General features: G+C 62.5%; 10 protein-coding genes. 2 read left to right on the forward strand and 8 right to left on the reverse strand.

All coding sequences use genetic code 11. The features are described 5' to 3' along the window. The first annotated feature begins 191 nt into the window (after window positions 1-191). Window positions 192-1,736 carry a hypothetical protein gene (locus tag AB0M80_RS33305; protein WP_364572888.1) on the forward strand — a complete coding sequence of 515 codons (1,545 nt, stop codon included), beginning with the start codon at window positions 192-194 and terminating at the stop codon, window positions 1,734-1,736. Between the two features lie 722 nt (window positions 1,737-2,458). On the opposite strand, the gene AB0M80_RS33310 is transcribed toward AB0M80_RS33305, so the two are convergent. The 6 genes from AB0M80_RS33310 to AB0M80_RS33335 form a co-directional block, all read right to left on the reverse strand. Next, window positions 2,459-3,148 carry a DUF2637 domain-containing protein gene (locus AB0M80_RS33310; RefSeq protein WP_364572890.1) on the reverse strand — a complete coding sequence of 230 codons (690 nt, stop codon included), beginning with the start codon at window positions 3,146-3,148 and terminating at the stop codon, window positions 2,459-2,461. Further along, entirely contained in the window at window positions 3,145-4,164 is a 1,020-nt protein-coding gene (locus AB0M80_RS33315) for a site-specific integrase (protein ID WP_364572892.1), read from the reverse strand. The genes AB0M80_RS33310 and AB0M80_RS33315 overlap by 4 nt, the downstream gene beginning before the upstream one ends. 4 nt (window positions 4,165-4,168) lie before the next feature. Continuing rightward, the gene (locus tag AB0M80_RS33320; protein ID WP_364572894.1) at window positions 4,169-4,387 is read right to left on the reverse strand and encodes an AbrB/MazE/SpoVT family DNA-binding domain-containing protein; all 219 of its coding nucleotides are present in this window, start codon (window positions 4,385-4,387) and stop codon (window positions 4,169-4,171) included. A gap of 563 nt (window positions 4,388-4,950) precedes the next feature. Beyond that, complete coding sequence (locus AB0M80_RS33325) at window positions 4,951-8,940, reverse strand: hypothetical protein (RefSeq protein WP_364572895.1); 3,990 nt, start codon at window positions 8,938-8,940, stop codon at window positions 4,951-4,953. An 843-nt stretch (window positions 8,941-9,783) separates the two neighbouring features. Beyond that, window positions 9,784-10,611, reverse strand: coding sequence for a Scr1 family TA system antitoxin-like transcriptional regulator (locus AB0M80_RS33330; RefSeq protein WP_364572897.1), 828 nt, complete (start codon window positions 10,609-10,611; stop codon window positions 9,784-9,786). An 80-nt stretch (window positions 10,612-10,691) separates the two neighbouring features. Beyond that, window positions 10,692-11,033, reverse strand: coding sequence for a MarR family transcriptional regulator (locus AB0M80_RS33335; RefSeq protein WP_364572899.1), 342 nt, complete (start codon window positions 11,031-11,033; stop codon window positions 10,692-10,694). Window positions 11,034-11,452: 419 nt separating this feature from the next. Here AB0M80_RS33335 and AB0M80_RS33340 point away from each other — a divergent pair, with 419 nt between their 5' ends. Further along, window positions 11,453-12,934: a helix-turn-helix transcriptional regulator gene (locus tag AB0M80_RS33340; RefSeq protein WP_364572901.1), complete on the forward strand. Its 1,482-nt coding sequence runs from the start codon at window positions 11,453-11,455 to the stop codon at window positions 12,932-12,934. On the opposite strand, the gene AB0M80_RS33345 is transcribed toward AB0M80_RS33340, so the two are convergent. Both AB0M80_RS33345 and AB0M80_RS33350 read right to left on the reverse strand, forming a co-directional pair. Continuing rightward, entirely contained in the window at window positions 12,923-13,273 is a 351-nt protein-coding gene (locus AB0M80_RS33345) for a signal peptidase I (protein WP_364284603.1), read from the reverse strand. The two genes, AB0M80_RS33340 and AB0M80_RS33345, sit on opposite strands and share 12 nt — an antisense overlap. Then, complete coding sequence (locus AB0M80_RS33350; protein ID WP_364572903.1) at window positions 13,270-14,832, reverse strand: transcriptional regulator; 1,563 nt, start codon at window positions 14,830-14,832, stop codon at window positions 13,270-13,272. Before AB0M80_RS33350 ends, AB0M80_RS33345 begins: the two co-directional genes overlap by 4 nt. Window positions 14,833-14,843 lie beyond the last annotated feature (11 nt).

Raw genomic sequence — 14,843 nt, forward strand, 5'->3', positions numbered from 1 at the left:
CCGGGCCGGGGACGGTGCTGCCCGCGGCAACCTGTTCCCCCAGCAACATCGCCAGCACGAGGTCGGCGAAGAGCAGCGCTTCCCGCAGGACCGCCCGGCCGGGCCGGCCGCGCGGGACCGACTCCAATGGCGGCTTTCGCCGACGGACCCAAAAGGGTAGTCAGAATAGTGTGACTTCATCACGAAGATCCGTGACCGGACTCCGTCCAGCCCAGCGGATCGGCTGGTTGTTGCGCACCAATCGCATTCACGCGCCGGAGCCTGAAATGCGACGACTGCGACAATTCGCGGAAACCTGGGCGGACATCATCCCCGGCGCGCCCCCGTCGATCAGCACCCTGTCACGGTGGGAAAACGGCGCTTCCGCCGCCCCGCACACCGCCGTCTGCGGATACGAAACCATTCTCGGCCACTCCGGCGAAGCGTTGGTCGCGGTGACCGACACGGTGGCCCGCTACTACCGGGGCACGGCCGACGCGGCACCGCAGCTCGCCCGGCGCGAGATCCCCGACGACGTTGCGGCACACCGGCTGGACACCCTGATTGACCTGGTCGTGGCGGGCGGGCACGTCAGCGGGCCGGAGTGGAACGAACTGACCTCGCTGCTTTGCCGGACCCCGTACGCGATCCTCAGTCCGCAGTGCACCTGGGAAACGCTGTCGGAACGGCTGCTGGTCGAAATGGCGATTTCCGACGGCGTGCAGTGGATGCATCGCGCCGAGGCCTACCAGCGGCTGATGGCGCATCCGGTCGGCGGTGCCGCGGCCATCGCGGCCGCGGCCTCGGCGTCGGCCGACTGCGGTGCGCAGAGCATGGTCGGCACGGTCTCGGTTTTCGACTCGACCGCCGCAGCCGCTGCTGCCGGCCTCGTGGTCGGCCACCTGCGTTCCCCGCTGACCGATCGTACGTTCGCAGGCGCGCTCCTGGCCTGCTTCCGCAAAGTCGGTCAGGGCCACTTCCAGAACGGACAGCTGGTCGTCGTCTGCGACATCCTCACCGAGCTGCTCGGCGGGCCGGTGACCGCCAGCACTATGGCATTGGCCGGAGCGGTGCTGAAACAGTTGCCCGTCGGCTTGCGACACCGCGTCCCCGCGCGCGTCTGGAAGCTGCTGTCGGCCGAGCCGGCAGCATCGTCGAAGTGGTCGGTCACCGAGGACATCGTGGCGGCGGTCGCGGCCAGGAGCACCGAGGCGTGGGACGACGCTGTCCTATGGCAGCTCGTTCACGAATCCGTCTTCGCCGAGGTGTTCGACCAGCGCCTCTACGCCCAGTTCATGATCTATAGCACGCCCTACCGCGTTCCGGTAGCACGCGCGCTGGCCGCGGCGCTGCGCCACCGGCGGCGCGACAAGGGCTGGGCGGTGCCGCTCGTCGAAGCTCTGCGGGTCATCGGCGGACCGGCCGAGCGTCGCGAGATAGAGCTGCTCGTGATGGACCAGACGCTTCCGGTTGTCATCCGGGACACCGCCGCGTCCGCCCTGGGGCACGTCGGCGGGGCCAGTCACAGCGGGTTCTGGGTAGCGGCGCTGACCGCCGCCCGGCTGAACTACCACGCGACTTCGGGAGAAGCGGAGATCTCGGTACTCGACCGCCTGATCTACGCAATGGGGATGGCCAGTGAGCACGGTGTGTTGAGCCACGTCTCGGCCACACCGGACCTGCCCTCGCGAATCCGCACCTCGGCGAACTGGTGGCTCTCCCTTTCCCCGTGTGTCAGGGAAAGCGCGCGGAAGTAGCAGGACGCTGCCCACCTATGTGGTCGCTCTCGTGCGTGCACAAAGACGACCTCTATATTCCCGGACACCGTCGACCTCGGTGGAACGCGCCGGCAGAGGCCGGACGCCGTCGACCGTGGCGAGCGCGGTGACGACCCACGCCGACAGCCTCCGCCAGGCGTACCACCGGTACACGACCCACGAGCGCGCATGCACCGCAAGCCTCCGCGGCCTAGTGAAGGGCGAACCATGACCGTCACCTTCTCCCCCCCGTTATGCCGTCACCGTGTCCGCACCGAAGCGGAGTGCGAACTCACGTCCGTGGCGATACGAGGCGCGTACGCGGCGCCAAGGGCGACCAGCCCGATGCAGGCGCACTGGACGACAGGGCAAGGTCTTGAGCAAGCCGCTCCGGGAGCCTCGTCATGACCGCTCCGCCTCCCTCCCAGGCTCGACAGCCTTCCGAACGCGCCCACCCGACCGATCGAGTAGCGCTGACGAGGAGCTTGGACCAGGCGACACGGACCGACATTTGCGAGCCCGAGGGGAGCCCGAGAGTGCATGGACGCGACGGCAGACCCCGACACAGGCCGACACCGCCACCACCCGACGCCCGAGGAAGACGACCTTGCCCGACATCACTCAACACCGTCTGACACGTCAAGATCACCACTCTTAACCAGCGGGTTGGCGCGGGCGGTGGTTGCTACGCAGACCAGCCGCCCGCCCCTTGCCGTCTAGCTTCATTCGCCGCCGGTTCGGCCTGATGCAGCGAGTCGCAGGTCGCGTGGTCGCCGAGTTCCGGCCACGTGGAGTTCATCCAGGCGGCCGGCCGCTTTCCAATGGCGGAGGACTCTGCGGCCGTAGTTGTGAGTGTTGGCTACTCGGTCGAGTTCGGCGCCGGTCGGGGTTCGGCCGTGTGCTCGTTCCGTCAGGTAGTGCTCCCACATGCGTTGCTCGGCGGTCGGGGCCGGATCGTCCGAGACGTCTGCGAGTCGCAGTCTCGGCGGAGTCTCGGCGGTAGGCTCGGTCTCGTTGTGTGCCTCCCGGCGATGGCGGAGAGCTCGGTTGAGCAGTTCCACCGCCAGGAGCAGCGCCAGGGGTGGGCTCGCGGCGACGATGACGCCGAGAACGGTCTGATTGTCGGTCGAGCCGATGTTCGCACAAAGCGAGAGCGAGATCCCAAACCCGAACGCCGTCCACGCGATATGACGGCCCGAGTCTCGCCCGGCCGTCCACAGCTCCACCGTCGCGATCGTGAGCAAGCCGTCGACGATCAGTGGCCAGATCGCCGCCGTCGTGGGGTCGGCGCCGAAGCGAAGAGCGAACGTGCGGCCATGCCGATAGGACGCATACGCCGCGCCGAGGGCCACCAAGGCCGTGCACAAACACTGCACGACCAGCGACAGCTGCCACCGCTGCGGTCGGGTCATGACACACCTCCGAGAGCAGGCCTGTGAGCGAGGGGATGGGGTTCGCCGGTCAGCGCGGCCAGGGCGGTGGCCACGTCGTGGAGCGAGGCTTTGACATAGGTGACCGTGGCGCTGTCCGCGGAGTCTGAATGGCCGGCGTAGGCGTGGGCGACGCCGTAGCCGAACCGGCGCTCGACCCAGGTCAACGTGGTGTGGCGGAGCCAGTGGGTGGAGATGTTCTGCGTGTGCACTGATGTGACGTGCCGGCCGACCCGCTCCCACAGGTAGTCGTAGCGGCGTTTGGTGATTGGCTCGCCGGTCCGGTATCGCAGCAGCGGGCCGTCGGGGTGGGTTGCTCCGCGCTCGTCGGCGTGCGAGACCAGCAGTCTCATCAACGTCGGCGACACCGGCTGGAACCGGCTCGTCCCGTCCTTCTCCCTCAGGTAGACGAGACACTGGGTCTCCTCCAGGTCTCGTCGCCGCAACCCCAGCGCTCCCCCACGCCGGCACGCGGTCTCGGTGTGCAGTCTCAACAGGAGCGTGTCGAGATATGGGTCGTCTCCCGTCTCCGCCGCCGCGGCGTTGATCTCGATCAGCTCATGGTTAGCGAGCGCGCGCCTTGGTGAGGGCAGTCGGCGGGGTTTGGCGACCTTCAGGGCCGGGTTCTCGGCCTCGGTCAGGATCCGGTCGGCGACCGCGTGCCGGTAGAGGCAGCGGACCGCGGCGATGAAATTCTCCGCCGCGTTCCGCCCGCCGCGCGAGTTTCGCCGCACCACCGCCTGCGCCCGGGACTCCTCGGCCAGCTGCTTGATCTCCGACGGCGACGGCTCATCCAACCGCCTACTCCCCCACGCCGCTTCCAGACGACGCCAGTACGACGAGTACGAGCGCGCCGTCGCCGCCGACACCGCACGGGCAACCACCGGGATGTACTCGGTGAACGTCGGGACCTGCGGTCGCTCCACCGGTTCGGTGAGCAAGTCGGCGGGAGCGATGCCCATCTTCGACAGCAGCAGCCGCGCCGCGTCCAGTTCCATCTGGCTACTGGTCATCGGAACCTCCGGACAGGGAGGCGTGGTAGCCGAGAATCATCTGGTCCAGGGCCGACAGCGGGTGCACGACCAGGACACCGTGCTCCGGGTCGGCGACCAACAGGACGTCATCACCGGGGGTCACCCCGCATAGGCGGCGCAACGCCACGGGCAGCACCACCGTCCGGCGCGTGCCCAGCCGGAACACGCCGCCAGAGTCGGGCTTCATCACCACCGAGGTCGCCACACCGGTCGCTGCCAGCCGCACCGACGCCGGCCAGCCCAACAACCTGAGCAGAGGTCGCACGCATACGCGGCCGGAGGCATCGATGCGGGCGATCGCGTACGCCAGACCGCACCGGGACCGACCAGGCGGCGGAGTCGGCAGCGGGAGCGGAACAGCGATCGGAGCCAGGGGCGCCAGCAGGCCGTCGATGCTCGCCCCGGGGATCACCGGAGCTACTAGAGCGCTCACACCGACCACCCCGACCGGGTGACAGGAGGCTGGAACGCAAGATGCCGACCACCAAGAACAGTGATCGGCTCGATGTGAGAAGGTTGGTGAAAGTTCACCACTTTTGGTGTCCGAGGACGATCTTGCTCACTATCTACACGACTGGTCATCGGATAAGTTGCCCGTAGATACCGCGCTCACGGAGAGCGAACTGATAAAAGGTGGAAGCTTAGAAAGCTCAATATATGATTACGCACACTCGCGCAAGATTCGAAACACTAAAGATCGGAATCTTGAGATATTTTGACGGAACAATTAATCAACCTTGCATAATTCCCCTAATCTTGTTCGTCAACAACGGTCACACCCCGAACCGAATCGGAAAATCCCAGCTCGCGCCACTTTTCCCGATCGATCAAGTGGCTTTGTCGCCGACGAAGGACGTTGCGTAGTAACGTAGTCAACCTCGTTCGATCGCGAGAATACTCAACCGCGATATCATAGACACGCAGAAGGTCGACTATCTGGCGTGAAACGGATACCGCCTCCGCTCCGAGTGCATCAAATAGTCGATCCAATCGACACTCTTGCTCCCTGAATATCGCCCGAATATCTTCCCAGACGATGTCGGTCGAAAGTTCTAACCTGATTCCAATGATCGCTCGCGCAAGGCGGGCTTGGATATTGTCACCTAGGGGCAGACTTGCGATATAACCATATTGCTCGACTGAAAATGTATCCGCACCACTAAATGTAACCATTCCAACGATAAGGTTATGAAGTTTCGGAAATTGCTGTAACGCAGCCCAGAGCCATGTCACCGTCGAGCCGTCCAGCTGAAACGCGATTCGTCCCCCACTGGCGCCTATGCCCGTCGCGACCGCGCTAGCCCACTCATAATCCACTGGCGGCGTCTGCCCGCCAGATGAAGTCATTGCGTCTAACACCATCCATGAACCACTTCGGATAATGTCCATGAGCAAGGACGACAGTCTTGGATCTATACCCACAGGAGCACTCGTTCGACGGTGGCGCAAGAAAGCACCCTGCGCAGAATTTGCAATCAATAGTCGTTGCGCAGCCAAGGAGTCGACACTAAGTACGGCGTCTACCAAAGTCTTGTCTGACAGCAAATTTCCATCGGAGATATGTACAGCAGTCGAGCGAATCGGGAACCAAGGAGCACTTTGCCCGCGTGTGACTACGTCCAATACGTCGGCCGTCACCTCCTGAATAGATACACCTCTTGCCATCCATTCAGATTGCCAATTTTCCCAGTCTGCCTTGTCGCCAAGAAGCCCGTTGACAGCAGCTTCTGCAAGGGTCTCGCTGTCACCTTCCTCCATTACAACTAACAGGCATTCCTCCACGGGCCAACTTCGTTTCCGAGGAATTGCTAGGTAGTCATATCCCCCCGCACGAGCGGACGCCATAGCTCGAATGGCATCAGCTAATCGTTCCCTGGACGGGCAATCCTCGAAAAGCGCCACTTTTTCCGTGACGTTCCACCCTGGATGCCGCGGAGACGGCATATCTTGCAAGAAACTCACAGGACCGGTCGATTTACTCGGTTGTAAACAATTCAGACTTGCCGAACCAATCCGAATTTTACTATCAGACTTATTGATTCGAAGGTATTTCGAGTTGCCCGCCGTCAAAGATACAAACAGTGAATCAACAGCCTCCTCGAGCCACCCTGCGCCGTGCGGCGACTCGACTCGCAGAGGATTTCCCCTACCCGAAGGATCAATCGACAAAATAATCCGCCGAACCTGGCTAGGGTTTGCCATAGGAAGAAGTCGCTCGGCGATTCGAACACGGAAGCCTTGAAGTGGAGCACCATTTTCCGCTAGAAGAACTGCTAGTGTCTCAACATCAGGCGGATAATCATTGAGTGCTCGCGTTGCGAGCAGCTCCAGATCTCCTACACCTGATTGCATAAGAGAATCGAGACAAACCCAAGAGTTTTTTCGTGCTTCAGCGTCACCGACGCCTAAAAACCTGGCAAGCTCTTCAACATAGATATCTTTCAAGGACTCTTGATATATTGCAGCAAGGCGATGAGCAAAGGCAGTATCCGCCAACTGCAGCAGTCTCAACGCTACGCGGATGAGAGAGCGACACTTCGCCGGCTGACGGGCAACAGGCCCATCTTCCAATAGGTCGAGAGCAAGTTCGGAGCCAGCGAATACAAGTTGCGAAGCTCGATCCGAAGTGTCTTCGTTGAGGTTAACACAGATAGACTCAACCGTATCTCTTAAATAACGTCGCTCGGCGAATATTTTGCCAGCGGCAAAGACCGTAACATTTCGCCAGTTCGCATTTCCCGCGACTGATCGTAGACGATTCTGCACCAACCCATCTTCGGCGTCGAGAAGCCCTTCGGCGGCCATAAATTCTTGCAGCGAACGGATCTCGAATCCCACCTGCCCAGATTCGAGACCAACTAGGAAAACCAGGCGATTTGCAGCACCGTCGATAATCGCGTCTCGCAGCAATTGGAGCGACTCGCCTTCATTTCCTTCTGACGCGAGATAAATCTCAACAAGCTTGCTGAATTGATCCGTCGTCAGCCGGGCGTCCGTGCTCCCCGACACCTCGCTTTCTACTTGCAGAAGTAGACCAACCAGCCTGTGGACAGCATCGATATCATCCTTTCGCTCTCGCAAAATTTCTGCAGCCGGAATATCCCGCTCAGTTTCACGCTGGTAAATCAGGGCGTAATACTCATCGAAGAGGGCCCAGCGCTCCTGAGGAAGCTGCCCCCTCCGATCCACTAACAATGTCAGAATTGTAACCTGAAGCGGCGTTCGCATAATCCTGGCAGTAGCTACAGCGCTGCTCGCCAGTCGCAACCGGCCAACTACTTTTTCGATCCTATCCGCGTCGTCAGAAAAACGTACACGCGCCAGGTTCTCCCCGTACTCTAAAGCTTTCTCAGCAGGCAGCGGCGTCAACCACAAGTGGCGATATACTCGAGGCGAAAAATCATCACTATAGCCTTGAGGACGACTCGTAGCAATAATCAGAACATCCATTTGCCTTGAGTAAATGTCAATTGAAAAGTCTTGTACGGCACTTAATACTTGATCCCTATTACTAGATGCTGGCACTTCGTCCAGTCCGTCTAGCACCAAAATACTTGGGTATCGCTCGATCAGGGCCTCGAAGTCCTGCGGAGACAGCTTTGCATTGGTTCTCTTACAGAAGACTTCGGTCAAGTAGGTAAGCAGGTTTGCGGTGCGCTCTTCAGCGAGAGCAGCAGCGAAGTCGCTCAATACGACCCGTAGTGGCAGCCTTCGCGCACCAGGGGTCGGCAAACTCCCGTCTTGCAATCTAACCGCAAAAGCTCTCATTACCTTACGCGCCTCGGGATCAAGCCCAGCTTGCGGCACATCTTTCAGCAAAGCGCAGCGAAACATTTGACATACATACTGACCAAGAGTCGTTTTTCCCTGCCCTGGTCCACCGATGAGCACAAAACGGCCTGGCGCAGGGTGATGCTTTTCCTCAAGATCGTCGATAAAAGGATTAGCAGTTAACACGACCTCAGCCTGTCCTGCAATAAATTGCACAAAGTTCTGCAATTCATCACGCTGGTGACTTGGCATCGATTCGGCTGATACATAAGCGCGGCTTGCAATAGGAAGATCCACGAACACTTGCGCCAGCGGAATGGCCTCTTCGGCTGTATGCCCAGCTTGCTCGAGCCGCGCAAATTGGTCGGACATCAATTCTTTTTGCAGATAATTGACTATCAACTTATGATAGTCGACTTGGCGACCCGCGAGCCAGCTACTCAACTGCATTAGCACATCGCCCGGCGTTATCCAAGCAGCATACGCCTTGCGGATTGAGTCATTGTCATCGATAAGTATACGGATTTTGTCATAGTCCCAGACGTCAAATCCTTTGAGGCCATGATCTTTAGCGAAACCAGCAAGCACCTCGAAGACGGCATCCTTTGTGCCTACCTCATCAACAGCCGTCAGGGTCACATTAGTTGCAATAATATAATATTCGACACCTTTCTTGCCCCGGCGTACCTTATATTTTCGCAGCTCTTTTCTAAGCTCTCGAATTATCCACTGACCATCAGAGCTGGTCGTTTTAGGACGTTGAAGAAATTTCGCTTGAATTACACCATATCCGTCCCAGTTTTCAACCATTGATCCATAGTTGGTAGCTCCATCGAACGTCGCTTCACGACCTCCATCCGGACCATCACCGAACGGAGTAACCGTGCTCGAAACAGCATTGAGGGCAAGCGCCTGTACAAGATGCTCGAACGTTCGCGCAGACAAGCCATCCAAGCGATAGTCGGTCACGCTACCTCCAGTGATGCGACTGGTACAGGTCGATCAGCCTACGAATGCCTACCCAAAGTCGACCGCAGCGCCGGGTTCGTTACACGAGCAGTCCAGGCCGGTGAAGATAGGTTCCGGCCGACACGCAAGTAGCTTGTGCAACAAGTCGAGCAGGCGGGTGCCAGCGTGATGGCTTCTTAGGCAGGTGCGCTCGCTCGCCGGTGGCCGAACTGAGCCAGACCAGCGTGGAGACGCCACCCAGCGACGGCCGAGAGCCATCAGGCAGAGGTCGAACGGCAATTCGCGCCCGCGGAGCCGGCGGTAGCGGCCCTCCTACAGAGTGATCTGCACACGAGACACTTCACGTTTAGCTGTCACGACTTGCTGCGAGCTGTCTCACTCGCTGTGACACCTCGAAGGCGTGCTGACCTGCGAAGACGTTGCACATGACGGGTGTGACGGGTGTGACGGGTGTGACTAGACTCGTCACAGCGGTCTTCTATGGGCTCAGCGGCACCGGATTCTGGTCCGCGGCAGACTACCTGTCATGTCCGGCGGTCGAAGGTCGAGTCCGCCGGGCGAACATCTCACCGCAGCGTGCATCTGTGAATCAAGGACGACCGGTCCGATTCTGTCGAAGGGGGATGCCGCGCAGACGTCGATAGATGACGTCGCAACGTTCGCACTGTCGGGGAATCTGACGTCGTCGGCGCTCGTCGGATAGCTCGAGCACCGCGGCGCCGGAGGCTCCGCAGAACATCGTGATGACCTGCCCGGGTGCTGGGATCTTCGTCAAGTCGGTTCGATGCCACTCGCCTTCGATCACCGGGAGGATCGTAAGCGGGTCGATGTAGATTGCCGCCGTCACCGCGTCGCTCGAATCAGTGCGGGCGCCCTCAACGCGGGCGGGCTCGTCGGCTCATCGGACGCGCGCCGCAGTAAGGCCTTTGCTGTGCCGTGATAGCGGCTCAGCGTCGTCCGATCGGTCACGTAGGTGTTGCAGTGGTGGTGCCTGAGCACCACGGCGATTGGACCGGAGCGATCCTCGAAGAGCGTGAAGGCGCCGATCGACCTCAGCGCGGTCTCTATTGACGGCACGATCCGAACAGTCACGTGTTCGAGCTGCGACGCCGCGCGAAGGTGGTCGATCTGATCGTCGTGCAGGTCGTCCAAGTCGTGAAGCGTCTGGTCACCGATCAGGAAGACATAGCGACGGCTCCCGTCGTTCAGAGCCTGCTGGCGGACTTGGCGGCTCAGCAGGTCCATGTCCCTGCGTTCGTCCTGCATCACGGCCTTGTCGAGCACTCGTTCGACATATGCCCGCGTCTGGAGAAGCTCCGGAATGCACGACGGTGCCCACTCCACTACGCGGCTTGATAGCTGTTCGTACGTCCACAGCAGGTGTCCTAGCTGCGGGTCAGACTGATCGACTAGGTTCGGGTCGCCGGCGTGCGGGGCGAGCGCCATCACGCGGTCGTACTCGACACTCTCGACCCGGAGGTATCCGAGGATCCATGCCACGGCGGTCTCCGGCGCAACTCTGATGCCCAGCTCCCACGCCGAGAGCACAGCGGGGTGAACACCGATCTTCTCGGCCAGCCTCCGCAGGCCGATTCCACGGCGCTTGCGGGCGTCGCGCAGGCTGCTGCTGACGGCAACAGTCGCGGGCGGACGGATGATCGGCTTGGGCATCTTCGAGTCCTTGCTGAGGGCTGTTGGCGGCAAGCGCGCGCATGGGAGCTGCGGATTGAGGAGGGGCGTTGGGTGTGCTGTCAGGGCGGGCTCTCGGCGGGAAGCGCAACTCGCACCTTCGCAACCAGAGCGCCGGCTGTTGCCGCGACCGTCTTTAGCGCGCCGATGTGCTCCAGCAGCCGGTTCAGGCCCAGTGGAGTTAGGCGTAGTCCGCGGGGTTCGGCACGGCATTGGATGTAGCCGGCCGCGCGCAGGAACTTGATGTGCAGGTCCAGGTCGGGCGTAGGGAGCCCCAGAGCCTGCTGGACGGCCAGTTGCGAACGCCAGCTGGTGTCGGCCAGCAGGCAGGCGATGAACAGGCGGACCGGCTGGAGCAACAGCGCGTCGAGGTCCGTACGCGACGGTGGCGAGATCGCCGTCATCGCCGCCTCACCGCGACGCGAGCGGAGGCGTTCACGAGTTCACGACACGTCGAACATGAACGGTCGGCCGGTGCCAGGCAGGAGTGAATCAACACTTCGTGGCCGCAGAGCGAGCGGTAGCGGCCTTGTTGGAGGCGGATGCCGCGTAGGAACTTCTCGTCCGTGACCGCGTGCGTAAGGCCGTCGAGCACGCACCGGTACCAGCTGATGTAGAGCGCTGAGTGCAGCGACCTGCAGCTAGTGCCTGTCACGTCTCTTCCCTTCGACCTCGCGAACTGATGAAATCAGTCAAACGGGATGCAGATTCGACGACCAGAGCAGCAGTGCGGCAGTTGTGTGGCGCATATGTCGCACTTGCCGCTCTGAGCTGCAGTTACTACTGCTACATTGATCTGGTCACGCAGGGTTGGAGGTCGGTCATGCCCGTAGGGCGACGTCGCGATGAGCTGATCTCAGCTCGTAAGGTCGCCGGCTTCACACAAGAGGGTCTGGCGGACGTGCTGCACGTCGACCGGTCGACCGTTGCTCGCTGGGAGGCGGGCGACTACGTGCCACTCCCCTACCTTTGGCCGAAGCTGGCGAGCGTCCTCGGTCGTTCACGAGAGGAATTGCAGGCCCTGGTCGGCCCGAGCGCTGTCACTCGGGAGTTCAGTCCGGACGACTCGTTCGAGGCGGTGTTCACGTGGCTCGATCGGCACGCCGGGTGGCCGCTGGGGCGAGCCCGTGAACAGGTGTACGCGAGCGCTGCCACCCCAACTCGGTACCGGCCGAATCCGCCGCGAAGCGTCATCGCGGGCGCCCTGGCTGATTACTACACGCCGCCGACCAGCGATTACCGGCCATACGCCGCGCGCTGCGGTCGAGTGGAGGTGATCACTAGCGTCCTTACGCGGCCGGCTTGGCTGGATCTCGCCTGCTCGCTGACGGCCACGGGCGAACAGACCGCCTTCGAGGGTGGCAGCGCGCGGCCACCGGCCGCGGTCGACGAGCGAGCTGCGGTGCAGCGTCTCGCGGACGCAGCAGCGTCCGGCATCCGGATCACCGACGTCCCCCTATACCGGCTGCTCGAAGTCGACCCGCGGCCCGGAGCACTGCGGGCGAAGGTCGGGATAGCGTCGTTCGCCGAGTACGCGCTTGGCGTCGACCTGCTGGAACGCGAGTTGATCGAGCACTTGGCGAGCGGTCGCGCCGCGCGTCCAGGTCGCATGCCGCTCCGGGACCGCCAACTGCCCGACGTGTCCGCGGTGCTCGACCTGCCCGGCCGCCTGTGCGCGGGTGGCGTGCTGGCGTTGACCGCGATCGCGCGGTCGGCGGACCCGTTCCGCGGTGATGCCGACTTCATACTGCTGGTTCAGAAGAGGTCCGCGCAGGTCGTGAACACGGCCAACCGTCTATCGGTGATCCCGAAGAGCTTCCATGGGCCGCTCGCAGACCGGCGATCGGACGCCCGGATCAGCGTCACGCTGCGCCGTGAGCTTGAGGAGGAGCTATTCGGCAGGACGGACGTCGACCGGTCCGCGGGAGATCTCAGGGTCGCCGATCCCATGCACCCGACCAGGCTGTCCGCGCCGATGCGGTGGCTGACCGAGCAGCCCGGCCGGCTGCGGATGGAGTGCACCGGGTTCGGGCTCAACCTGGTCAGCGGGAACTATGAGTTCGCCAGCCTGGTCGTGATCGAGGATGAGCAGTTCTGGCCGCGGTTCGGTGGCGACGTGGAGGCCAACTGGGAAGCAGCCGGGCTTCAGCAATATTCGACGCTTGACGGCGACTTGGTGACCGAACTGATCGGTGACGAGAACTGGAGCAACGAAGGACTGTTCGCGTTTCTCCAGGGGTTACGTCGACTCGCCGAGATCGGCGGTGATCGGGTAAATATTCCCGCCGTTGAATTAGGTTGCTGAGGGCCAGCGGACTGTCAGCACGACCGAATCCGCCAACGCTTCCCAAGAATGGTCGATTCCCGGCCCCCACATCACGTAGTCACCCTGGCGCGTCATAATCTTGCCTCCGCCGGTGACCTCTACGCGGAACTCGCCGGAGATCAGCATCACCAGTGTGGTTCGCTGGTCGTCGGAGGTCCACTCGGGGCGCTTGTCCCCCGCAGGATGGTTGGCCCACTTGACTTCGACGTCCTTGGAGGCTCGGACGCCCTGCGACGGGTCGATGAAGTGACCGACCAACCAGCCGCGCGTGTCGGCCGCGTCTTCGTTGGCGTTGCCGGCGGTCCAACCGTCGCTCACTGGCCTATCTCCCATTCGATCGCGGGCAGTTTCACGCGCTCTCCGCCGATTTCGGTAAGGCGTCGGAGCCCTTGTGTCATGGCGAACAGTCCTTCGTTGCTCCACGCTACATCACCCAACAACTCGGTGACGAGTTCCGCGTCGGTAGTCGAATACTGACGAAGAGTCGCGGATTCCCAGTTTGCTTCGACCACTCCGCCGTAGCGTGTCCAGAATTCTTCGTCGTCGATGACGATGAGGCTGGCGAACTCGTAGTTACCGCTGACCAGGTTGAGGCCGAACCCGGTGCACTCCATCCGTAGGCGGCCGGGCTCGGCGAGGAGCCAGCGCATCGGCTCCGTGAGCCTGGTCGGGTGCATCGGGTCCGCGGTAAGCGTGTCGGCGACCGTGTTGTCAGCGTCCGGGCGGCCGAACAGCTCCTCTTCCATCTCTCGGCGCAAGGTGGCGCCGATCTGGGTTTCTCGTCGTACGTCGGTGAGCGGCTGGTGGAAGCCCTTCGGGATGACGGCGAGCCGGCGCGTGGCGTTGAGTACGTGGCCGGAGCGTTCCTGGACCAAGAGCACGTAGTCCGCTTCGCCGCGGTAGGGGTCGGCCGGCCGAGCGATGGCCGTCAAGGCCAGGGCTCCACCTGCGCAGAGTCGGCCGCCGACGTCCAGGACGGCGCCGACGTCTGGGAGATAGCGATCACGCAGGGGCAGCGACGTCGTGTCGCCGGCCGCGAGCGCGTCGAGTAGCTCGCCTTCGAGCAGGTCCATCGTCAGGGCGTAGTGGACGAAGTGGTCCACGCCGAACGTGCCGCCGAGGTGGCGTTCATGGATGTCCGTGCTCAGCAGCCGGTAGAGCGGTGCGTTCATGAGCCGCGTGTTCATGGCCACCGTCTCGGCCAGCCGGTTAACCGCCGCACTCGTCGCGTGCTCGTCGAGCACTTCCCGCGGGTCTGGCCGGGCGCTCGCGATCGTGAGCCCGTCGTGCGGCGGGCGTAGCTCGCACGCCAGATCGAGCCAATCAGCGCAGGTCAGGATGCTGGTGTTCACGGCCTGCTCGCCGCAGCTTCCGGCATACAAGCCGTGGTCACCGTGACGTCGACCGTAGTACTCGGCGAGTGCGTCGGTCACGGCGCGCTGATCGACCCACGCGCGGCGAGTGGCCCGGGCGTACGCCTCCTGCGCGTCGACGCGCGCGGCCTGCTCGGCGACGGCGCGGCGTGCGGCGCCAGGGCTCCGGTAGGCGTGCTGGTCGAGCCATTCGAGGGCCGCGCCGATGTGGGGGTCAGCGGCCAGTCGTCGATCGGCTTCCTTCGTGTCCGGCCTGGTGTGGGCGGCCGGCCCGTCGCCGGTCAGCTCAGTGAAGCGAACTCGCTCGGCGTCCGACGCTCGCTCATACGCGGTGTCGAGGACCTGTTGCATCTCTGACTGCGGGCGAAGGTCCGGCTTCTGGTGCCAGGACGCGACCGTACGTGCGCCGATTCCGAGTTTCTCGGCGAATTTCTCATTGCTCAGCCGCAACGCGGATTGCAGCGCTGACGCTGACCGTCCGGTCCAGCCGCCCACTCCGCTCATTGCCGCCCCAA

The sequence above is a fragment of the Amycolatopsis sp. NPDC051045 genome (assembly GCF_040682955.1).
GTDB lineage: Bacteria > Actinomycetota > Actinomycetes > Mycobacteriales > Pseudonocardiaceae > Amycolatopsis.